The 22,313-nt window shown below is 66.7% G+C and carries 19 protein-coding genes and 1 tRNA gene; 5 read left to right on the top strand and 15 right to left on the bottom strand.

The annotated features are described in order from the left end of the window. Positions 1-2: 2 nt before the first annotated feature. From QOZ99_RS07155 to QOZ99_RS07115, 9 genes are all read right to left on the bottom strand, one after another. Positions 3-2,018, bottom strand: coding sequence for a CocE/NonD family hydrolase (locus tag QOZ99_RS07155; RefSeq protein WP_306889282.1), 2,016 nt, complete (start codon positions 2,016-2,018; stop codon positions 3-5). Positions 2,019-2,491: 473 nt separating this feature from the next. Next, entirely contained in the window at positions 2,492-3,277 is a 786-nt protein-coding gene (locus QOZ99_RS07150; RefSeq protein WP_306889281.1) for a class II aldolase/adducin family protein, read from the bottom strand. Positions 3,278-3,442: 165 nt separating this feature from the next. After that, on the bottom strand, positions 3,443-4,306 hold the full coding sequence (locus tag QOZ99_RS07145; protein WP_306889280.1) for an ABC transporter permease: 864 nt from the start codon (positions 4,304-4,306) through the stop codon (positions 3,443-3,445). A gap of 10 nt (positions 4,307-4,316) precedes the next feature. Next, complete coding sequence (locus tag QOZ99_RS07140; protein ID WP_306889279.1) at positions 4,317-5,225, bottom strand: ABC transporter permease; 909 nt, start codon at positions 5,223-5,225, stop codon at positions 4,317-4,319. 5 nt (positions 5,226-5,230) lie between these two features. After that, positions 5,231-6,325 (bottom strand): ABC transporter ATP-binding protein, encoded by a 1,095-nt coding sequence (locus QOZ99_RS07135; protein WP_306889278.1) that lies wholly within the window; start codon positions 6,323-6,325, stop codon positions 5,231-5,233. Between the two features lie 59 nt (positions 6,326-6,384). Continuing rightward, positions 6,385-7,530, bottom strand: a complete 1,146-nt coding sequence (locus tag QOZ99_RS07130) for an extracellular solute-binding protein (RefSeq protein ID WP_306889277.1) — start codon at positions 7,528-7,530, stop codon at positions 6,385-6,387. Positions 7,531-7,640: 110 nt separating this feature from the next. Further along, complete coding sequence (locus QOZ99_RS07125) at positions 7,641-9,272, bottom strand: phytoene desaturase family protein (RefSeq protein WP_306889276.1); 1,632 nt, start codon at positions 9,270-9,272, stop codon at positions 7,641-7,643. A gap of 59 nt (positions 9,273-9,331) precedes the next feature. Continuing rightward, positions 9,332-9,949 carry a helix-turn-helix domain-containing protein gene (locus QOZ99_RS07120; protein ID WP_306889275.1) on the bottom strand — a complete coding sequence of 206 codons (618 nt, stop codon included), beginning with the start codon at positions 9,947-9,949 and terminating at the stop codon, positions 9,332-9,334. 9 nt (positions 9,950-9,958) lie between these two features. Then, complete coding sequence (locus QOZ99_RS07115; RefSeq protein WP_306889274.1) at positions 9,959-11,023, bottom strand: aromatic ring-hydroxylating oxygenase subunit alpha; 1,065 nt, start codon at positions 11,021-11,023, stop codon at positions 9,959-9,961. A 268-nt stretch (positions 11,024-11,291) separates the two neighbouring features. Between QOZ99_RS07115 and QOZ99_RS07110 the strand changes: the two genes are divergently transcribed. Both QOZ99_RS07110 and QOZ99_RS07105 read left to right on the top strand, forming a co-directional pair. Continuing rightward, complete coding sequence (locus QOZ99_RS07110; RefSeq protein ID WP_306889273.1) at positions 11,292-12,917, top strand: 5-guanidino-2-oxopentanoate decarboxylase; 1,626 nt, start codon at positions 11,292-11,294, stop codon at positions 12,915-12,917. A gap of 109 nt (positions 12,918-13,026) precedes the next feature. Then, positions 13,027-13,563 (top strand): formaldehyde-activating enzyme, encoded by a 537-nt coding sequence (locus QOZ99_RS07105; protein ID WP_306889272.1) that lies wholly within the window; start codon positions 13,027-13,029, stop codon positions 13,561-13,563. Positions 13,564-13,745: 182 nt separating this feature from the next. Here the strand turns inward: QOZ99_RS07105 and QOZ99_RS07100 are convergent, their stop codons facing one another. From QOZ99_RS07100 to cpdR, 3 genes are all read right to left on the bottom strand, one after another. After that, the gene (locus tag QOZ99_RS07100) at positions 13,746-14,036 is read right to left on the bottom strand and encodes a hypothetical protein (RefSeq protein WP_306889271.1); all 291 of its coding nucleotides are present in this window, start codon (positions 14,034-14,036) and stop codon (positions 13,746-13,748) included. 307 nt (positions 14,037-14,343) lie between these two features. Continuing rightward, positions 14,344-14,418, bottom strand: a tRNA-Val gene (locus tag QOZ99_RS07095). A 94-nt stretch (positions 14,419-14,512) separates the two neighbouring features. Continuing rightward, a complete protein-coding gene (gene cpdR, locus QOZ99_RS07090; protein ID WP_183190370.1) occupies positions 14,513-14,872 on the bottom strand; it encodes a cell cycle two-component system response regulator CpdR in 360 nt (119 codons plus the stop codon). Between the two features lie 486 nt (positions 14,873-15,358). Here cpdR and QOZ99_RS07085 point away from each other — a divergent pair, with 486 nt between their 5' ends. Both QOZ99_RS07085 and hisN read left to right on the top strand, forming a co-directional pair. Beyond that, complete coding sequence (locus QOZ99_RS07085; RefSeq protein WP_306889270.1) at positions 15,359-16,246, top strand: N-formylglutamate amidohydrolase; 888 nt, start codon at positions 15,359-15,361, stop codon at positions 16,244-16,246. A gap of 1,645 nt (positions 16,247-17,891) precedes the next feature. Beyond that, the gene (gene hisN, locus QOZ99_RS07080; RefSeq protein ID WP_306889269.1) at positions 17,892-18,677 is read left to right on the top strand and encodes a histidinol-phosphatase; all 786 of its coding nucleotides are present in this window, start codon (positions 17,892-17,894) and stop codon (positions 18,675-18,677) included. 42 nt (positions 18,678-18,719) lie between these two features. On the opposite strand, the gene QOZ99_RS07075 is transcribed toward hisN, so the two are convergent. Together QOZ99_RS07075 and QOZ99_RS07070 are read right to left on the bottom strand one after the other, a co-directional pair. Beyond that, positions 18,720-19,661: an alpha/beta fold hydrolase gene (locus QOZ99_RS07075; protein WP_306889268.1), complete on the bottom strand. Its 942-nt coding sequence runs from the start codon at positions 19,659-19,661 to the stop codon at positions 18,720-18,722. Positions 19,662-19,773: 112 nt separating this feature from the next. Further along, the gene (locus tag QOZ99_RS07070; protein WP_306889267.1) at positions 19,774-20,130 is read right to left on the bottom strand and encodes a hypothetical protein; all 357 of its coding nucleotides are present in this window, start codon (positions 20,128-20,130) and stop codon (positions 19,774-19,776) included. A gap of 321 nt (positions 20,131-20,451) precedes the next feature. On the opposite strand from QOZ99_RS07070, the gene QOZ99_RS07065 reads away from it, so the two are divergent. Continuing rightward, positions 20,452-20,934 (top strand): Hsp20 family protein, encoded by a 483-nt coding sequence (locus tag QOZ99_RS07065; RefSeq protein ID WP_306889266.1) that lies wholly within the window; start codon positions 20,452-20,454, stop codon positions 20,932-20,934. A gap of 149 nt (positions 20,935-21,083) precedes the next feature. Here the strand turns inward: QOZ99_RS07065 and QOZ99_RS07060 are convergent, their stop codons facing one another. Continuing rightward, positions 21,084-22,094 carry a hypothetical protein gene (locus QOZ99_RS07060; protein WP_306889265.1) on the bottom strand — a complete coding sequence of 337 codons (1,011 nt, stop codon included), beginning with the start codon at positions 22,092-22,094 and terminating at the stop codon, positions 21,084-21,086. Positions 22,095-22,313 lie beyond the last annotated feature (219 nt).

Here is a 22,313-nt window from a genome sequence, read left to right as displayed (position 1 = left end):
CGTTACCCATGATCGCGCGCGATCCACCGCTCGCCGCTGCGCTCGAACACCGTTTCGCCGCCCTCGCGGGCGGTGAGTTGCCAGCTCAGGTGAAACCGCGTGGCGTCACAGGTGAGCCGGACGCGGGACCGCGTCTCGACATCCGCCCCGCCGGCGACGAAACCCATCTCCCAGCCGGTGTCCAGCACGGCGGAAAGCGGATCGCCACCGGTGATCTCCATCCGGTCCACCGCGCGGGCGGCGGTGACGATCTGCCGGTCGGGAAGGCCGACGCGTCCGAAATCGCTGGTCAGCTCCAGCGTCTCGCGGCCTGAGCCAACATCGATGGCCATCGCGCGGCGGTGCTGCTCCGGCGCGATCTCCACCGTCTCGATCGGTGAGGAAATCTCCACGGCGGCAAAGGCCGGCGCCCCCTCCCCCGGCACGGCCCGGCGCACCGGCAGCGACAGCGTCGCGGTGCCCGCGGCGAGCCGGATCACCGACGGCTGCGGCGAGGGCCAGAGAATGGGCCACAGCCCGGTCGAGAGCACCAACCGGAGCCGATGCGTGGGGGCGAAGCGACGGCCGGCATGGTTAAGCGCGATCCGCGCGCGGAACGCGTCCCCCGGCATCAGCGGCTGCGGCTCGCCGCTGCCCTGGCGATGCGTGAGATTAAGGCATCCCCAGGTGACGAGGGTGGAGGTGCCGTCGGGCGCCACATCGCAGAGCCGGGCGACGAGTTGAGCCCCGGCGACATCGCAGCGGGCGCGCAGGTCCACCACCGGCGCCCCGAGCAGATCGAACGCTTCCGTGAGCGGCTCGGTGTCGAAGCTGAGGCCGAGGCCGTCGTCGCGCCGCTGGTCCAGCGCCATGTCGGGCACCGTGCCGCCATAGCCGCCATAACGGCCGAAAGCCTGCGCCGTCGTCACCGGCGACGCGATCACCAGTTCGCCACCCGGACGGGCGTCGGGCGCGAGCGTTCCCGTGTTGAGACGCAGCACCTGCGCCGCGATGTTCGGCGAGGGCCAGCCGGGCTCGGCCACCCAGCGCCCGGGATGCTCCGCATAGAAGGGCGCCGGCGCGTGCGGCTCGGTGATCCAGGCGGTATAGGCGGGCTCGTCCATGATGCCGGTATCGACGCCGCAGAGCCAGTGCCGCCACCAGCGGATGGCCTCCTGCAGATAGCCGATCGCCGGCCCCGGTTCGCCGAGAAAGGGATAGGCATGCGACCACGGGCCGACCAGCCCCTTGCAGGGGCCGGACAGGCCTTCCAGCAGCCGCGGCACCGCGTTGGAATAGGTGTCGTCCCAGCCGCTGATCGCATAGACCGGGATCGCGATGCGGGAAAAATCCTCGCAGACCGAGCCGCGCCGCCAGTAATCATCGCGCCGCTGATGCTGCAGCCAGCGCTCCGACCAGCAGGTCGACGCCTCCAGCCGCTCCCGCCACATCGACCGCCAGCGCTCGCCGACAATCTGCGGATCCGGCGGAAGGGCGCCCAGCGCCAGCATGAAGGACGACCACATGGCGTCCTCGGTCAGGAGGCAGCCGCCGACATAGTGCACGTCATCGGCATAGCGGTCGTCGGAGCAGCACAGGGCGATGATGGCCTTCAGCGCCGGCGGCTGGCGCGCGGCGACCTGCAGCGCATTGAAGCCGCCCCAGGAAATGCCGGTCATGCCGACCGCGCCGCTCGACCAGGGCTGTGCCGCCAGCCAGGCGATGATGTCCTCGGCATCGTCGAATTCCAGCTCGCTATATTCGTCGGTAAGCACGCCCTCGCTGTCGCCGGAACCGCGAATGTCGACCCGGCAGCAGGCAAAGCCGTGTCCGGCGACATAGGGGTGCATCTTGGCGTCGCGGAACACCGTGCCGTCGCGCCGGCGATAGGGGATCAGTTCCAGGATCGCTGGCACGGGGTTCTCGCCGGCATCGGCGGGAAGCCAGAGCGTCGCCGCCAGCCGCACGCCGTCCCGCATGGGGATGAAGACCGGATCGAAGCACGTCACCGCGCGGGGAAAAGCGTTCACGACGGACATGAGGTCTGCACTCCTGCGCTGCGGCCAGCGGACGGGACGCCGGCCGACGGCAATGGACGGGGTTCAGGCGGCCTGCCCCCGCCGGCCATCGAGCAAGGTCGGCGGCAGAAGCCGGCGACGGACGAGCAAGGTCGGCGGCCGAAGCCGGCGACGGACACCTTGGCGGGTGTCGCGGGACCAGGAGATGAGCCTCCGCGCCCGCGCCTTCGCCTTCGCCTTCGCCTTCGCCTTCGCCAGCGTGACGTAAGGCAAAGACGCGCGATAGCGGACGCGCCGTCGTCACTGCCCGTCACTCGTTCGAAGGCATTCACGGGGCCCAAATCCACGCATCGCCGGCGCGCTCCATAAGCGGCCTCGTCGTGACAAGGGAGCCGGCTACAATCATGTTGGCCGGCCCGCCACCGCCGGTGAATGGCCGGCATGCTTGCCCCGAGGCCGACATGTCCGGTGACGGCAGGGTGCGGCGCGCCGGTTCAGCTCTCGAAATCGGGGGCCACGGCGCGGATCAGCCGCACGAAGGCGTTCCATTCGGGATCATCCAACCCGCTTTCGGCGTGCAGCGAATCCCAGCTCTCCGTCTGGCGAGCGGTGAGCTCGGCGATCTCGGCCGTCGGCAGCCGCAGCGCACGCCCGGTGGACAGCGCCGCCAGCTGCGCCTGGCAGGCACGTTCGAGATAGTACATCAGGATGAACGCCTCGCCGACCGTGCGCCCGCAGGTCATCAGCCCGTGATTGCGCAGGATCATCGCGTTCCTGGTGCCGAGGTCGGCCACCAGCCGGTCGCGCTCGGACATGTCCAGCGCGATGCCCTCATAGGCGTGATAGGCGACGCGATCATAGAATTGCAGCGCCCACTGGTTGAGCGGCAGCAGGCCCTCCTCCATGCAGGAGACCGCGACGCCGGCCACGGTGTGTGTGTGGAGCACGCAGGCCGCATCCGGCCGGGCCGCGTGCACCGCGGAGTGAATGGTGAAGCCGGCGGCGTTGATGCCGTGGCCCAGAGGATCATCCACGATGCTGCCGTCGAGGTCGACGGTGACCAGTTCCGAGGCCTTCACCTCGTTGAAGCGCAGACCATAGGAATTGAGCAGAAACAGTTCGCGACCGTGCATCTCGGCCGACTGCGGCGCCTTGGCGGAAATATGCGTGAAGATGCTGTCATCCATCCTGAAATGGGCGATCAATCGATAGGCCGCCGCCAGATCGATGCGTTCCTTCGAAAGATTGCGGTTGTCTGCCTGAGCGGCCAGCACACCCATGTCGAACTCCCTGCGATGGTCTTGTGTTTAAAGGGTTCGCGACGCACGCATCCGCGCGAGCGCCGCCCTCGGGACGTCACGTGCTCACACGTCATGCCCAAATGTCATGGCCAAAGGTCTCTTGCCGGCGGGAGCGCCCGCGGGGCCGCTCCCATTCCGCCCCGATCAATGCGCGTCGGCAATCACCAGTGCATTGGCGGGGATTTCCTCAAGCTCGGCCTGGCGCCGTGCCGCCGCGGCCCGCGCCACCTCGCGCCGGCGCATGATCTCGTAGCCCACCGCCCCGACAATGGTCAGCGCGATCAGGATCACGCCCAGCGCGTTGACCGCCGGAGTGAGGCCGGTGCGCACCTTGGAGGCGATGTAGATGGTCAGCGTGATGTCGGTGCCACGGGTGAACAGCGTGGTATTGTAGTTCTCGAAGGACTGGAAGAAGGCCAGCACCCCGCCCGCGACCAGCGAACTGCGCAGATAGGGCAGCAGGATCTTGCGGAATACCTGCGGATGCGAGGCGCCCAGATCAAGCGCCGCCTCCTCCTGGCTGCGGTCGAGCCGCTGCAGCCGCGCCAGCACCATCAGCATGATATAGGCGGTGATGAAGCTGGACTGGCCGATCACCGCCAGATGCAGGCCGCCCTTCACGCCGAGCCGGTCCCAGAACACCAGCGTCGAGATGCCGATGATCACGCCCGGCGTCAGCAGCGGCGAGACCATCACCGCATAGACGAAGGTGCGGGCCTGCCGGTGCAGATTGTCCAGCACCATGGCGGCGGCGGTGCCGAGCGGCACCGACACCAGCACCACCGCCACGCCCACGATGAGCGAATTGACGAGGCCTTCCCACATCTGCGGGTCGTTGAAGAGGGCGTCGAACCACTTCGTCGTCGTGCCGAGCCACGGCGTCACGGTCGGGAAGCGGCTGGAGTTGAAGGTCGCGATGACCATCACCCCGAGCGGCGCCAGCAGGAAGAAGAAGAACAGCACGAGATAGGCGCGGATGAGGATGTCGCTGCCGGTCAGTTTCCGCATCGACCCGCCCTCACTTCGCGATGTCGGTGAGGCCGACGCGGAAGATCCGCATGACCGACAGGATGAACACGACGCAGAGACCGAGCAGGATGAAGGCATAGGCCGAGCCGCGCGGCCAGTCCTGTCCCTCGAAGAACCAGATGTAGATCGTCTCGGTGAACCAGCGCGTGCCCGGCGAGCCCAGCACGGCCGGCACGATATAGCTCGACGCCGCCAGCACGAACACCATGATCGAGCCCACCGCGATGCCCGGCTTGGCGTGGGGAATGACGATGCGGCGATGGATCTGCCATTCCGGGGCGCCGAGATCGCGCGCCGCCTCGACCTGGCTGATGTCCAGAGTCTCGATGGCGTTGATCAGCGGGAACATCATGAACAGGATGAAGGCATAGGTCATCCCGATCAGCACGCCGCCCGAGCCCGACAGCCAGCGATAGGGCTTGTCGAGCAGCCCCATTCCGAGCAGCGCGCTGTTGAGCGGGCCGTTATAGGCGAGGATGATGTACCAGGCGAAGGTGCGCAGGATCTCGTTGATCCAGAACGGGATGATGAGCAGCAGGATGAGCAGGCCGACCTGCTCGGGCTTGGCCGCCTTGGCGAGATGCCAGGCCACGGGATAGCACACCACCAGCGAGATGAAGGTGACGAGCGTCGACCCCCAGATGGTGCGCAGGAACACCCGGAAATCATCGGGCAGCTCGCCGTTCAGCAGGTCGATGCCGGAGAATAGCGAGGCATAGTTGGAAAGCGTATAGACGTCGTTCGGCCCGCCCTGCTGCGTCATGGGCAGATTGGGATGGAACGAATATTCCGCCATGACCAGATAGGGCAGCACCACCATCATCAGGACCCAGATGGCGGTCGCGGCGATCAGCAGGGTGGCGAGCAGCGCGCCGTAGCGGTGATAGAGTTGCACCATCCCGGTCAGGCTCCGTTGGCCGCCAGGACCAGCGCGTCCTGCGGAGCAAAACCCACGGTGAAGACGCGATCGCCGACGAGATCGGTCAGCGAGCCGTCATTGGAAATGTGCATCGACAGCGGCTTGGCGCCATCCGGCTGCTTCAGGTGGACATTGGCGAAGGCGCCTTCGAAATCGACATGGTCGACCGAGCGCGACAGCACGTTGGGATTCTCCGGCGTCGGCCCGGCCACCGCGAGCGGCTTCAGCCGTTCGGGTCGCACCAGCATCACCACCTGCGTGCCGACGCGGATGCCGCGCGGATTGCGGCCTATGAGGCGCCCGTCGCCGGTCTCCACCACCGCCTGACCGCCGGCCACCTCGGTGATGCGGCCGGTGAACACGTTGTTCTCGCCGACAAAGCCGGCGACGAAGGCGGTGGCCGGCTCGTTATAGATCTCCGAGGGCGGCCCCACCTGCTCCAGCTGGCCACGCGACATGACGCCGACGCGGTCGGACATGGTGAGCGCCTCGCCCTGGTCATGGGTGATGTAGATGAAAGTCAGGCCGGTGCGGCGCTGGATGGCGCGCAGTTCGGCCCGCATGTGCTGGCGCAGCTTCAGGTCGAGCGCGGAGAGCGGCTCGTCCAGCAGCATCACCTGCGGCTCCACCGCCAGCGCACGCGCAATGGCCACGCGCTGCTTCATGCCGCCCGACAATTCGTCGATCCGCTTGTCGGCAGCGTCGGGCAAGGCGACCAGTTCGAGCAGTTCCTCGGCCCGACGCCGGCGCACGGACTTGTCGACGCCGCGCATTTCCAGGCCGAAGGCGATGTTGTCGGCCACGGACATCATCGGGAACAGCGCGAGATTCTGGAAGATCAGCGCGGTCGGCCGCTTGTTCGGGCCGTTGCCCTTCATGTCCTCGCCGCCGATCAGGATGCGTCCCTCGGTCGGGTTCATGAACCCCGAGATCATGCGCAGGATCGTCGTCTTTCCGCAGCCCGACGGGCCGAGGAAGGAGAAGAACTCACCTGCCTTGATGTCCAGGGACACATTGTTGACGGCGACATAGCTGGCGAACCGCATCGTCACGCGGTCGAGTGAAACGTCCCGGCTCATCGGTACTCCCAGCGCTGGGAACCGGTCGACCCTCGATCGGCCGACCGGCACCGCTTCAATCAGGCGGACATGAACTTCTTGGCGTATTCAGTGCGCCGCGTGACGAACCACGAGGCCTGGCCGGGCTGCCACCACAGCTTCTTGAGCGCGTCGCCGGGATAGGCCGCTTTGAGGAAGGCCTTCTGCGAAGCATCCGCCAGTTCGACCGCGCCCTTGGCGCAGGGGTTGGAGCCGAACGCCTTGGCCCACAGCGCCGAGCCCTCGGGCGAGTTGACCCACGATACCCAGGCATAGGCCTGGTCGACATTCTTCGCGCCCTTGAGCAGCACGAAGTTCTGCAGCCACGACATCGCGCCTTCGGCCGGGGCGAGATAGGCGACCGGGAATTTCTCGGCCTGGAGCGCCGCCGCCGAGGTATCCCAGCAATGGCCGATGACGCAGCCATTGGTGCGGAAGGCGCCCTGCGCTTCGTTCTCGTTCGACCAGAACTGCGCGACATTGCCGCGCTTGGGCGCCAGGAACTTCAGGATGGCGTCGTAATTGGCGATCATCTTGGATTCGTCCTTGTACGAATCCAGGAACTTGTGCGGCAGCTTGCCTTCGGCATCGAGCGCGCGGCCGGCCGCCACCAGGCCGGAATGGCCGCGCAGGGTCAATTTGCCGGCATAGGCATTGTCGAACAGGTCCATGAGCTTGGCCTTGCCGTATTCAAGCTTCACGTCGTCGGTATTGAAGGTCAGCGCCTCGGTGCCCCACACGGAGGGCAGGGAGATGCGCTTGCCGCCCATCGAGGTCATCTCGCCGGCCATGCCTTCGAGGAAAGCCGGCTCGATGCCCGCGGCATTGGCCTTCTTCTCGTCCCAGGGCTGGATGAAGTCGTTGTCGGTCCAGCTCGCCAGACGGTCGGCGGTCGGCTCGCTGATGTCGAAGGCGCCATTGGTCGCCGCGCCGGTCTTGGCCTGGGCGACGAACTCGTCCTGGCTGCCGAGGCCGGTGAACTTGACCTTGATGCCGGTCTTCTTCTCGAATTCGGCGAACACGGCCGGGAACTGGTCATAGCCGGCCCAGCCGAGGAAGTTCAGCTCGCCCGAAGAGGCGAGAGCGCTCTTCACGAAAGCGGGGGCGGCGACCAGCGCCGCGCCGGCGGCGGCGGTTCCCTTGAGCAGGCTGCGCCGGGTCAGTCCGGAAGTGGAAATGCGCGACATCGTGTTTTCCCTCTGTGGAATTTTTGCCTGCGGTAGTTTCGACGTTCAGCGAACCGAGGTCGTCTCTCCGTCTGTTCGTTGGTGACGCACGGTGCCGGCAGAGCCGGATGTCATGCGATTTTCTTGCCAAGATCCTTCAGGATTTCGCGCGCCGCATTATGGCCGGGGATGCCGGACACCCCGCCGCCCGGATGCATCGACGAGCCGCAGATATAAAGGGAGGCGATCGGCGTGCGATAATCAGCATAGCCCGAGATCGGCCGCTGGAAGAAGAGCTGATCGGGCGATAGTTCGCCGTGGAATATATGCCCCTGTGGCAGGTTGACCACGCGCTCGATGTCGGGCGCGACCAGCAGCTGTGCCTCGATCACGTCGTTCCGGAAACCGGGCGCGAAACGCTCGATGGTCTTGAAGATCGTGTCCTTGAAATTGTCCTTCTCGGTCGCCCAGTCGCCGCCCTTGAGCGTGTAGGGAGCATGGCCGCCGAACAGGTTGACGACATGCTTGCCGGGCGGGGCCAGCGTGTCGTCGACAATGGTCGGCACGACAGGCGTGATGAAGGGCTCGCTCGAGTACCAGCCATATTTCGCGGCGTCATAGGCCCGCTCGAGATAGTCGATATCCGGCGCGATGTGCATGTAGGTGGGATAGGAAAACGACCCGATGGCGCCCTCGCGCCGGACCCGTTCGAGGATCTTGTATTGGGGCGGGCGCTCGCAGGCGATGTTCATCTTGAACGCGGTGCCCATGGTCCGGTAGCCCTTGATCTCGCGCACGACCTCATCGGGGAGATTTTCCGCGCCGACAAGATCGAGATAAAGATGCGGGGCTGACGCATTCGAGGCGAAAATCTTGGCGCGGTAGGTCCGCCCGTCGGCGGTCGCCACTTCGGTGGCGCGCCCATTGCTCGTGCGGATTTCCTTCACTTCCGCCCCGGTGATGATCTCGACGCCGAGCGAGGTGACGGACGACGCCAGCGCCTGGGTGATGGATCCCATGCCACCCTTGATGAAACCCCAGCCGCCGGCGCCCTCATGCTCGCCCATCACATGGTGCATGATGACATAGGCCGAGCCCGGCGATTTCGGCCCGGCAAAGGTGCCGATGGACGCATAATAGGCAAGCACCGCCATCACGCGTTCATCTTCGAACCACTCCCGCAGGAAGTCATAGGCCGACATGGAGAGCATATCGACGATGCGATACATCTTGCGGCCGACCTTGCGGTACTTCCACAGGAGCTTGCTGGCGTCCTTGAAGGTCTTCCAGTCCCGCCGTGCGGGGTCGATCGGCGTCTCCCACAGGACCTGCCGGACGATCCGGGTCGCCTCCTGCAGATAGGCGTCGAAGGCGGGATAGATCTCGGCATCGTGCTTGGAGAAGCGGGCGAAGGAGGCCTGCGTCTTCGCCATATTGTCGGAGAAGGTGATGTAATTGTCGCTGTCATCGACCGGCGACACCATGTCCGAGCAGGGCAGCACCACGAGCCCGTGCTTTTTCAGCTCGAAATCGCGGATGACGCGCGGGTGCAGCAGGCTCATCAGGTAGGAGAAAATCGAGGCGCGGAAGCCCGGCGCGATTTCCTCCGTCACCGCCGCGCCGCCGACGACGCCGCGCCGTTCCAGCACGGCCACCTTGAGCCCGGCGCGGGCGAGATAGCCGGCGCAGACCAGGCCATTATGGCCGCCACCAATGATAACGGCATCGAAATCGCGCGCGAGCGCGTTCGGAACCACGGACATGGTTTCACCATCGAGAAAGACGAAATTACAGGAGAAGCGGCGGAATTTCTACACGATTACTAGTAGGAAGGCGGCGTGATCGCCCAGATCACCACCGTCTCCTGGGTCGAGATATTGCGGTATTTGTGGGGACGCACGGAAGCAAAGCCGAAGCTGTCGCCCGTGTTCAGCAGATGCGTGACCCCGTCGACGATGAGTTCCAGGGAGCCGGCCATGACATAGCCGGCCTCCTCGCCGATATGCGTATAGGCTTCGCTGCCGACGCTGGCACCGGGCGCGAGACGGCAGAGCAGAAGTTCGAGCTGGCCTTCCAGCGAGGGCGACAGCAATTCGTCGACGATGCCCCCGCCATAATCGAGCGTCTTGCGATGCCCGCGCCGGACGGTGATGCCGTCCGCCGCCGGCTCGACAGGCCCCTCCTCGCGGAAGAACCAGCCGATCGAGACGCCGAGCGCCGTGGCGATCAGGTGGATGGCCTTGACCGAGGGTTCGGACAGCCCGCGTTCGACCTGGCTGAGCAGACCCACGGACAGGCCCGTCTGCTCGGCGAGCGCGGTCAGCGTCATGCCCTTGTCGTGCCGCAGCACCCGGATCGCATTACCCAGCCGCGCGCTGATCAAATCGGCCTTCTTCGGAGAAGCCGGCGAATCCTCGACCGTCGCGGCGCTGCGACTCATCCCGCGTCCTCACTCTGCCGCCGCGGCGATCGGTCCATCGAACCGCAGCGCCTCCTCGCACATGCGATCGAAGGCGATCACCGCATATTCCTCGGACTTCGATAGCGGGGCCCGCGGGAAGACGCCACCATTAATATTCTTCTGCACCTTGGTGATCACTTCCAGATCTTCCGTGATGATCTGGGCAGACCAGTCCGCCGTCTTCTGGTTTTCTTCGGCCTTCTCGGGCGAGATGTCCTCGAAGAAATACCAGTTGATATGCTTGAGCTTGCCGGGGCCGAGCGGCTCGACGGTAGCGATCGAGGAGCCCCAGTCGTAGAGGTTCAGCATCAGGAAGGGGAAGCGGTAGAGATAGCAGCCCTGCGTGTCATCCGCCGCGCGGCCCGGCGCCTGCAGGTGGAAGTATTTCTGCTCGGGAAATACGTTGATCTCGTAGCGATCAATGTCGAGCGTGGCACAGAGGCCGGGATGCATCGCCCGGCAATGATAGCATTCCAGATAATTCTCGCCGTAGATCTTCCAGTCGACGTCGACGACGCGCTCTTTCTTGTTGAAATAGTGCTGCCGCTCCAGCGGGAAAGGCGCGGCGAGATCGACCACCGGGCCGAGCCATTCGACCAGCGAGGGGCCGCCGCGGTCGAGGCGCACGAAGACGAGGCCACGCCACTCCTCGCAATCGGCCGCGACCAGCCCCCATTCCGAGGCGTCGAACTTGGTTTCCGTGCCGAAATTCACCGCCTTGAAAAGGCGCCCGTCCCGGCGGTAGCTCCAGCTGTGATAGGGGCAGACGATCAGCCCGCCGCAGGAACCGGTCTCGCCCGAGACGAGCTGCGCGGCGCGGTGGCGACACAGATTGTGAAAGGCACGAACCTTGCCGTCATCGCCGCGGATGGCGAAGATGCCATGCCCCGAGAGTTCTCCGGTCACATAGTCGCCGGGGTTCGGGATCCGCTCCGACCACGAGAACAGCAGCCAGTTCTTCGCGAAGATCTGCTTGCGCTCGGCCTCGAAACGTACGGGATCGCGATAGGCGGATGCGGGAAGGGACCATTCGGCGTCATTGCCAAGCATCATCTCATTACCCCGGCTGGATTGTTCTTATCTTCATGCTAGTGAAAATTGGACGTGTTGCAAGGTGGTTTTTTTTGAGATATGAAATTTCGTGTCGACGGCCCGCTTCCCTCGGCCGCATGGCCCTTCCGCCTGTCGTTGGAAGTCGAGGCCTCCTGATAAGATCGCGCATCCGTCGCGATAATACTGCCGATGACCTCCGCGGTCGCGACACTAACCGTTCCATCGAACAGGAGTTTCACTCCTGCGCGACCCATCAGGTTGGCTCTTCATGAAAAGCGCAGGCATCTATCTGTCGCAACTGCTCGAGATCTATGGCGTCGACACCGTCTTCGGCATTCCGGGCGTGCACACGGTTGAACTGTATCGCGGACTGGCCGGAAGCTCCATCCGGCATGTGACGCCGCGCCACGAGCAGGGCGCCGGCTTCATGGCGGATGGCTACGCCCGCGTGACCGGGCGCCCGGGCGTGTGCTTCATCATCACCGGCCCGGGAATGACCAACATTCTCACCGCCATGGCGCAGGCCTATGGCGATTCCGTCCCCATGCTGGTCATTTCCACGGTCAACGCACATGGCCGGATGGGCTCGGGCGAAGGCTGGCTGCATGAACTGCCCCAGCAGCAGGCGCTGGTCTCCGGCGTCTGCGCCTTCAGCCGCACCCTCCACACGGTCGAGGAAATCGCCCCGGCGCTCGCCCAGGCCTTCGCCGTGTTCGGCGGCGAGCGGCCGCGCCCGGTGCACCTCGAATTGCCGATCAACGTGATGCTGGCCGCGGCGGATCACCTGCCGCTGCCCGCCACGGTCAGCCGGCTCGCCCTGCCCTCGCCCAATGCCGCCTCGCTCGAAGAGGCGGCGCGCCGGCTCGCGGCCGCGCGGAAGCCGCTCATCCTGGCGGGCGGTGGCGCGGCGCGCGCGGCCGCGGAGGTGCGCGCGCTGGCCGAACGGATCGATGCCCCCGTGGCGATGACGATCAACGGGCGTGGCATCCTGCCGCCGGAACATCCGCTCGGCGTCCACCTCACCGCCAGCCTGCGCGGCACGCGCGAGTTGATCCGCGAGGCGGACGTGGTGCTGGCGCTGGGCACGGAATTCGGTGCGACCGATTATGATTTCAATGCCGATGGCGGCTTCGCCATTCCCGGCCAGCTGATCCGCGTCGACATCGACCCGCGCCAGATCATGCGCACCATCCTGCCGCAGCTCGGCATTGTCGGCGATGCCGGGGCGGCGGCCCGCGCGCTGGCGGCGCTCATCCCGCCGCGTCCGCGTGGCGGCGGCGCGGCCCGCGCCGCGGCGGTGGCGGCTCACTACACCAGGGATATCGCGCCCGACATGCGCGGCGATCTCGTGCTGCTCGACGCGGTGCGCGAGACCCTGCCTGGTGCCATCATCGTCGGCGATTCCACGCAGCTGGTCTATGCCGGCAACATCGCCTTCGCGGCAGCGGCGCCCTCCAGCTGGTTCAACTCGGCCACCGGCTACGGCACGCTGGGCTATGGCCTGCCGGCGGGCATCGGCGCCAAGATCGCCGCGCCCGATCGCCCGGTCGTCGTGCTCTCCGGCGATGGCGGCCTGCAATTCACCCTTGCCGAACTCGCCAGCGCCGTGGAAGCGCAGGCGCCGATCATCCTGCTGCTGCACGACAATGGCGGCTATGGCGAGATCAAGTTCTACATGACCGCGGCGCAGGTCGCCCCGCTCGGGGTCGACCTCGTCAACCCGGACTTCCTCGCCGTGGGAACGGCGTTCGGCTGGGCGGCGGAGCGGATCCACGATCCCGACCAGTTGGCGCCGGCGCTGCGGGCGGCGGCGTCCCGAGCGCGCCCGACCCTGATCCTGTTCGGCGATGATCTCCGCCGGATCGCCCGGGAGCGCGCACCCGCTTCCCGATAGAACGCCCGGCCGGTTCATCCGCGCCTCACCAACGCCCCTGCCCCTCGCCGGCCACCCCCGCCGGATCGAGGACGGCCGCCCTTTTCACGCCCCTCGCTGGAGACTGTCCATGTCCAAATTTGTATTCCGCACCGGCGAAGCCACCGTCCTCGCGGCCAAGGGCCAGTACACCGACGCCATGCCCGAAATCCTGATCGGCTCGGTCGACGGCCCGGTCGGTGCCGGCTTTGCGAGCATGCTCGGCCAGGTCCAGGGCCACACGCGCATGTTCGTCATCCGCGATCTCAACCAGCTGGTGCGGCCGGCCACCATCATGACGACCAAGGCCACCATCGAATCGGCGGCCTATGTCGGCCTGCTCGGCGGGGTGGTCCAGGGTGCGCTGGGCGATGCCATCGTCGATTCGCTGGCCGAAGGCGTGTTCCCCGACGACGCGACCGAAGAGCTGTGCATGATCGCCACCGTGTGGCTCGATCCACGCTGCGCCACCCATGCCGAACTCGACAAGCGCGACCTCTACCGCACCAATTATGAGGCGATGAAGCTCGCCATCAGCCGGGCAATGCGGGGCGAGCCCACGCGCGAGCAGCTCATCGCCAATCGCCAGACCATCCAGCACTACGCCCTGAAGGGCGTGCTCGGCTGAGCGGAACGCGCATTCCGACTCTCCCCTCCGGCGGGCCATTGCGCCGGAGGGGAGAGCCTCGCAGCCATCTGACGCAAACAGCGCCCCCGCGACACGCCGGGGCGCTGTCTGATTCGTGCGTCATCCTGTTCGGCATGCCCCTCGCGGCCGATGGCGCGCACGGGGGCGAATGGCGCCCCTGGCTACGGCGCCATGATCTGCGGCACGCCGCAATTGGGCGGCACGCAATCGGGCAGCTTGATGTCGGCCGCCTTGCCTTCGGGCGGCGGGCCCGGCAGCGGCACCAGTTCCCCCGTCAGGGGCTGGGGTCCATCCGGGCCCGGGCTGAGATTGTCCGAGTTGCCCGGCTGCGGCGGTGGCGGATTGATGATGCTGTTCAGCGACGGGTTCGCCTCCTGGGCCAGCGCAGGCAGGCCCAGCGCTGTGAACAGCAGAGCGACGGCGAAACAGCTAGCGGAAACGATCTTCTTCATTGCGAGCCCCCCGGCACGAGCCGACGAGGACATTACCACCGGTAATGCCTGTGAAGAAGCCGCGCCACGCGGGAATCGCACGCGGATTCGGTTGCCCACGGGCGCAAATGCCGATGCCGCGCAATCGGCAGGATAGCGCCCGCCCCGCCCCCGTGTCGCCACGTCCGGCAAAGCCGCGTCCGCGCACCAGCCATGACGCCAGGGATGGGTCAAGACTTCGCAGCCAGACAAGACTTCGCAGCCAAACGCGATACCCGCGCGCGGGCGCCCGGCGGATTGGCCTGAGGATATGGAGGGGCTTGGGGAATGGTGGGCGCGACAGGGATTGAACCTGTGACCCCCTCGATGTCAACGAGGTGCTCTCCCGCTGAGCTACGCGCCCATTCCGTGGTCTCTTGCGAGCGGGGTTTCCCTATATCCATAACGCCGTCGCGGCGCAAGCGGTCCTCGGCGACTTGATGGCCGCCGTGGATAACTCACGCCGCGAGCATCTTGCCCACCTCGTTGACGAGGTCGCGCAGGTGGAACGGCTTGGACAGCACCTTGGCATCCTTCGGCGCCTGGTTGCCGGCATTGAGCGCGACCGCGGCGAAGCCGGTGATGAACATCACCTTGATGTCGGGGTCGAGCTCGGTCGCCTTGCGCGCCAGCTCGATCCCGTCCATTTCCGGCATGACGATATCGGTCAGCAGCAGTTCGAATGGCTCCTCGCGGAGCCGATCATAGGCCGAGCGGCCATTGTCGAACGAGACGACCTCATAGCCTGCATTCTCCAGCGCCTTCACGAGGAACCGGCGCATGTCGTGGTCGTCCTCGGCGAGCAGGATCTTCAGCATCCCTTGCACCCTGATTCCCCCGGGCCCCCTTCCCCGTCGGCCGGCAGTGCCGGTTGCACGGGAAAGCGCCCTGACTTCAATGAACTGAGCGGAGACGAACCGTCCGGATCGCCTTCATCCGGCACGCGTCACGCCCAGGCGACGGGAGCCGGCGGACCGGTGCACGTCGACACATTCCCAACCGGTACTCCCGCGGCTGTTAGCACATCGTGAATCCGCGCCGGATCGGGGCGGCAAATCCCGCATTCGGCCCCCACGCGGGAGCAGCTGTGTCTTCATCCCCACACATCTCGCGCCAGCGTACACTCATCGCGTGCGGCGCGCGGCCCGCGTTCACATGTTTGCAAAGGCACGTTAGCCGGCGAGTTGAACGTTTCCGCCGCGAAACGCTCATGTTAGACAGGCCAATCAGTTCAATGCCTCGGGTCGCGGCGCCGCAGCGCCGGCACGCCCGGGATGCACGGCAGGCAGGCGGGTCGAAGGGGCATGATGGCCGTCATAGCGGACACGATCGACCCGGCCTTCGAGGTCGTGCAGCCGAGCCAGCCGACGGCCCTGCCCTTTCTGTTCAATTCTCCCCATAGCGGGGTGGTCTATCCGCGCAGCTTCGTGGAACAGGCCCGGCTCAAGCTGCCCATGCTGCGGCGCTCGGAGGACACGCTGGTCGACGCGCTGTTCCGGGACGTGACCGGATTTGGCATGACCTTCATGCGCGCGCATTTTCCACGCTGCTATCTCGACGTGAATCGCGAGCCCTATGAGCTGGACCCCCGCATGTTCGAGGGCCGTCTGCCGGCCTATGCCAACACGCGCTCGATGCGGGTTTCAGGCGGGCTCGGCACCATCGCCCGGATTGTCGGCGAGGCACAGGAAATCTACGGCCGGCGCATCCCGGTGGACGACGCGATCCATCGCATCGAGACGCTGTACAAGCCCTATCACCGCACGCTGCGCCAGATCATGGCGCAGATGCAGCGCCAGTTCGGCGTGGCCGTGCTGGTGGACTGCCATTCCATGCCCTCCAGCTTCCAGCAGGAGCGCTCGCGCATCGATTTCGTGATCGGTGACCGCTACGGCACCAGCTGCGCCACCATCATCACCGATGTGATGGAGACCGAGCTGCGTCGGCGCGGCTATTCCGTGGTGCGCAACAAGCCCTATGCCGGCGGCTTCATCACCGAGCATTACGGCAATCCCGCCTCGGGCATGCATGCCATCCAGATCGAGATCAATCGCTCGCTTTATATGCATGAGCCTAGCTATCAGGCGTCTTCTGCCTTCGATGATGTTCGTCGCGACCTGCTCGACATGGCGGTGTCGCTGACGAGAATCGCCCAGATCGAGCTGGCCGGCATCCGCACCGCCGCAGAATGACCAATCGTCTCAAGACGATAGCTCGATCCTGACGAAAATTTTATCGGGTGATGCAAAAGGCCGCATAAGAGCCTTGCATTTTGGACATGAGACCTATACCAATTCTGCACGCTCGGTTCCGGAGCGCCATCCCCCTCCCTTGTCGAGGCGACGCCGCGAAGTGCGGAGGGGATAGGTTGACCCGGAAAGCCGGCTGCCCTTCTGGGCCTCGGGACGCCAAGTGAGGAATGCCCCACAGAACGGCCATAGCCGTCCGGGTAACGCCTCGCCCCGATGCAAAAGAAAGAGGCCGCTCACGCAAGGCGGGAGCGGCCCAAGTCTAGGGAGGAAACGCCCAAGGAGGGCTGTACGGAGCGACGCCAATCGCTGCGTACGAGAAGCAAGATGTAGGTGCATTGCGGAATAATCAAGGCGAACAGCCGATTTTCTGGCATACCAGATACACCTTCCACCCCGTTGTGGCATTAATGTCGCGAAAGGGGTAACAGAGAACCGCTTACCGCACCCGATTGACGCCCGACGCATGCCGGGAAGGCATGGCTCACACGCCCCACTGGCTTGAGCCCTCCCCTCCCGTGCGCGCGTCGGGTTTGTTTTTGCCGGAATCTCCCCCGCGCATCGCCCGCCCCTCCCCTCGCTGAATGACGATACCCCTCGCCGGCCGGCGGACGCGTGCGACGTTCGACGCCGGCCGGTCGGAACAGGCGCGCGCGGCGGCGGCGCTTCGCGAAGGCACGCGACATGCCGACAGGCCGGCGAGCGCAGCCTGACGCAGCGGCGGCGAGGACCGAGGGGAATGGAGGGGCCCGGATCGGCGCGTCCGAGGGTGCCGCCTGGGGCGCCGCCTGCGCGTTCGGCAGGCCGGAAAAGAAAGAGGCCGCTCACGTTGCCGGAGCGGCCCAAGTCTAGGGAGGAAACGCCCAAGGAGGGCGGCAGAACGGCAACGCCAATCACCGTACTGCACTGCAGCAATATATACCCCTGCGCCGCACAACAGACAAGAGCCAAAGCGAAAGAAACGAAACCAAAAAGCCGCGATCAACGTGCGAATATCGAAATTCGCGCCCTCGACGCGCCTCGACGCTTGATCCATATCAGATCGCGATGACGGACGGATCACGGTCGCGGCCGCGCCGGCGACGCACCGGTCCACAGGCCGGCAGGCTCGCGCAGCCGGTGGATCAAAGCGTTAATTTTCAGAGGGTTATAAAAAGAAAGGGGCCGCTCACGTTGCCGGAGCGGCCCAAGTCTAGGGAGGAAACGCCCAAGGAGGGCGGCGGAAGGGCAACGCCAATCACCCTGCCGCACTGGAAATAATATGGCAGCTTCACTTCCCGAGTGCAACAGCAGGCGCTGCCCAATCCTTGATCCTGCCGGAATAGCAGCCATGCGTGGAACGCAGGCCATCGCCGCCCACCAGCGCGCGCAGAGGCGTGCCGGGCGCAGGGCTGGCTCTCCATGGCGCCCGGCACGCCTCTCGCCGCGAATGCCTCGTTCGGAGGCTCGCCCGCTTTTGCGGCGATGGCGTCGCGCGGCCGGTCCCGCTGCCGCCAGCCTGTCATTGCCGAGTGGCGCGCCGGCCGATATGCGTGTGCGGCGGATGGCGGCGGCGACCGCGCGCAGACCAGCATGGAGTGGTGCGGCTATGGGTGCGGTGGATTTCGAGAACTTCGTGCACGAACTGGCCACCGTGTCGGGCCAGGCGATCCTCCCCTTCTTCCGCACCGCGCTCAGCGTGGAGGACAAGAGCCGCGGCGCGGTGTTCGACCCCGTCACCGCGGCCGACCGCGCCGCCGAGCAGGCCATGCGCACGCTGATCCGCCGTACCTTTCCCAGCCACGGCGTGCGCGGCGAGGAATTCGCCGACGAGAGCCCGGACGCGGACTATGTCTGGGTGCTGGACCCGATCGACGGCACCAAGTCCTTCATCGCCGGCATGCCGGCCTGGGGCACGCTGATCGGCCTCACGCATGAGGACCACCCGGTCTACGGCATGATGCACCAGCCCTTCATCGGCGAGCGCTTCTATGGCGATGGCGCGCAGGCCCGCTACCGTGGCCCGGCCGGCGACCGGCGTCTCGGCGTGCGGGCCTGCCCGGCGCTGGAGGAGGCCGTGCTCATGACCACCAGCCCGCTATTGATGGGCGAGGTGGACCGCGCCCGCTATGTCGAGGTCGAGAAGCGCGCGCGCCTGCCGCGCTATGGCGGCGACTGCTACGCCTATTGCATGGTCGCCGCCGGCCATGTCGATCTCGTCATCGAGACCAATCTCAACGAATACGACATCCTGCCGCTGATCCCGATCGTCGAGGGCGCGGGCGGCATCGTCACCAATTGGGAAGGCACCGGCGATCTCTCCGGCGGCCGGGTCATCGCGGCCGGCGACAGGCGCGTGCTGGAGGCCGCGCTGAAGGTGCTGCAGGCAGCCTGAGCCCCGCATGCGCGCGACCTCCCTCGCCCATCCGGAACTGGTTCATGCGTCGCTGCCGGGAATGAAGGCATCGAAGGCGGCGAAGAGCGGCTCGCGAAAAATGTCGCGCTCCTGCAGCAATTCGTGCCGCGCGCCGGGAATCACGATGTGCGAGCCGGCAATCAGCCGCATCGCGAAACGCTCGATCGCCGGTGTCGAGACGATGCGGTCGGCGCCCGCGGCAATGATCAGCAGCGGCTGGCGGATGGCCCGCGCCGTCGCGGGATCGTTGAAGCGCTCCATCAGTTCGAAGGCGCTCGCCATCCAGCCAATGGTGGGCGGACCGACATCGAGTTGCGGCTGCTCCAGCGTGACGGTCAGGTTGCGGGCGAAGCGCGCGGGGTCGGAGGTCAGCCGGTTGCCCTCGAAATGCAGTTCGCTGAGCCGCTTCACCTTGCCGGTCGGCACATAGGCCCGCGACAGGCCAATGCCGTTCAGCACGCGCGCCAGCCGGCGCGCCGCCACATCATGCTTGATAAGCGACAATTCCAGCATCGGCGCGGTGAGGAACATGCGGTCGAACAGCCGTTCGCCGAGCCGCGCGGATTCGAGCAGGATCGCGGCGCCCATGGAATGGGCGAGTGCATAATAGGGCGGCGGGCATTCCGGCAGCACCACCTCGCGCATGAAGGCTTCCAGATCGAGCTGGTAATCGGCGAAGTCGCCGACATGGCCCTTCATCGCATTGCGCAGCAGCCGGTCGGATCCGCCCTGCCCGCGCCAGTCCGGCATCGCCACCGAAAAGCCGCGCCGGAGGAGGTCGCGCGCCGTCTCGTAATATTTCTCGATCTTCTCGGTGCGCCCGTGGAAGACGCAGACCGTGCCACGGCTCGCCCCTTCCGGCCGCCAGCGGGCAAAGCGCAGCCCGAGCCCGTCCTCGGTTCTGAAGACGCCGCTTTCCGCGCCCTCGGGAACCGGATTGTCCTTGGTGCTGAACAGCGTCATCCGTGCGGCATCTTTCGGTCTGCGCGTGGGCCCGGAGGCCTTACACCGGAGCCGAGGCGCTTCACAAGGCGCACGGGCGCTTATGTCCCGCGCGCCGGGCAGGAAGCGCGGCTCAATAACGCTGGTCGCCGAAGCCGATCACCTTCATGCCGTTAATGGCCCCCGACAGGGCATCGACGATCACCTGAACCCGCTCGCCGCGCGGTCCGTTCGCCTCCAGCACCAGCGTCGGCCCCCGGCGGCGCACCACCGAGACATTGTTGAACCCGCGCGCGGTGAGCATGCGGATCGCCGCGCCGTCATCGACCGGGCCGCCCCCGCCCCCGCGCGGCGGCGGTACGTCATAGGGCGCATAGGCGCCCGGCGCGGGACCATAGGGACCGGGCGCAGGCCCATAGGCGCCCGGTGGCGGGGCCGTCTGGGCATGCACCATTCCCCCGCCCGGAACGCCGGCCAGGATCACAGCCACGGCCCCGGCCCCGAAACCGGCCACGACCAGGGCAACCCGCCTTGCAGAGATGCGCGAGACCACGCTGTCGCACTCCACGCGCTTGGGGAACGTTCCGCCCCCTCCCTATACCGCCGGCACTGAATAGCGCCCGATCCGCCTGTTCATCCGCCGTTCATGTTGGCGATCGGAGCGGAGGCAATGATTGCGCGGGCACCCTCTTGCGCGCCTGCGCGGCCTTCCTATCTCGAACCTGTACCGGCCCTGAGGCGGTACATCGAACGGGTCCGGCTCAGGCGAGAGGACCCGCCCCTGCATGTCGCTTAGAACTGAGGATATGCCATGCGTACGTTTGACTTTTCCCCCCTCCACCGTTCCACCGTCGGCTTCGATCGGCTGTTCTCGCTGCTCGACCAAGTCGGCAACGTGGATACCGGCACGACCTATCCGCCCTATAATATCGAGCGGACCGGCGAGAATGCGTATCGCATCACCGTGGCGGTCGCCGGCTTCACCGATCAGGATCTCGATCTTGAGGTGAAGGAGAACACCCTGTCCATCCGGGGCGAGCGGCGACCCGACGTCTCCGCCAAGGGCGGCGAGGTGCTCTATCAGGGCATCGCCGCGCGCGCCTTCGAGCGCCGCTTCCAGTTGGCGGACCATGTGGAAGTTCGTGGCGCCAGCCTTGCCAACGGCCTGCTGCACGTCGATCTCGTGCGCGAGATTCCCGAGGCGATGAAGCCTCGGTCGATTCCGATCACGGTCGGCGCTTCCGCTCCCCGCGCGATCGAGGCCAAAACCGCCGCAGCGAAAGCGGCAGCCTAGGATTGACGCCCCGGCCGCGGCGAAAGCGGCGGCCGGGGATCGATGTTGCCGACCTGTCGCCCCGGATCACCTCTCCCCCGCACGCGCGGTGCTTGGGGAGGGCAACCATCCACACGGCGTCCCGGGAAACCGGGGCGCCTCTTGCATTTTCACGGCGCCAGCACAGGCGTTCCCGACGGCGCCGTGTCCTGCGGCGGCGCCTCCGTGGCCGCGGTGCCCCGCACCACCACCGAGGCCGTGCCGGCGGAAGGCTGACCGCCACCCGTCCCGGTTCCCACACCCGTCTTGCTGGTCGTCGTGGAGGGCGCAGCGGCAGCGGGGGGGGCCGTCGGGCCGGTGCCCGGCGGCACGGCGACGCCCGGAATGACGCGCACGCCTCCTGCCGTCGGCGCCGCATCGGCCGCGGGCTTCGCAGCCTCCTGTTTGCCGGTCTCCTGCTTTGCCGTCTCGGGCGGGGAATCGGGGAGCGATTGAGCGGAAGGCGGCGTGGAGGCCGGCGCCGGATCCGGCGCGATGACCGCCGTCGCCGGCGCGGCGGACGGCTCGATGGGCGCCGGGGCGGGAACGGTGGCGACCTCCGGCGGCCGGGCCGGGGGGCGGGGCACGGCGCGCGGCACGTTCGCGACCGGCGGCGCGGAAACGGCCGGTGGCGGGGCATAGCGGCGCCCGTCCGGCGCGGGGCCGAGCGGCCGCATCGCCAGGATCTGGCCGGAACCGATATCGATGCGCACGCGCTGGCGCGTTCCGCTGCGATCGGTGGCATCGACCACATAGGTCGGGCCATCGGCGCGCACACGCCCGATCGCCCGCATGCCCATGGAGCGCAGCATGGGCTCGACATCCTGCGGCGGCAGCCCGCCACGCGACCCGTAAGTCGGCGGCGGGCCATAGACGGGGGGAGGACCGTAGGCCGGCGGAGGTCCGTAGACGGGCGGGGGGCCGTAAACAGGTGGGGGGCCCGGATAATAGCCGGGCGGCGGGCCCTCGTAGCGATCGACATAGACACCGCCGAAGGGCCGGAAATAGACCTGCGCGCCGGCCGGCGACACGGCCAGCCCCGCCATTCCCGCAACCAGCGGCAGCAGCAGGGCACAGGGCAGGCGCCGCACCCGCCGCGACCGGCGGGAGGCCGCGACGGCAGACGAAAGGACTGGCTTCATGGGCAGCGTCCAGGTTGAATCATTCCGGAAGGTCATTGAAGGCAGCGAATGCGGCACGGGCGAGACCACGGGCTTCGGCAGCGCGCGCCCCCGCATGACCGGCGGCGGCCGAGGCGGGCCGGCCCGCCCAACGCGGCAGCGTGCCTCATTTACGCCCAATCCAGACAGTGCCGGCCGGGCAATGGCGTTGCGCCAACCGGCATATCCCCTTAACGTTCG

The sequence above is a fragment of the Ancylobacter amanitiformis genome (assembly GCF_030814815.1).
Taxonomy (GTDB): domain Bacteria; phylum Pseudomonadota; class Alphaproteobacteria; order Rhizobiales; family Xanthobacteraceae; genus Ancylobacter; species Ancylobacter amanitiformis.
Note: the sequence above shows the minus strand (reverse complement) of the source record. Positions and strands in the feature narration are given on the sequence as shown.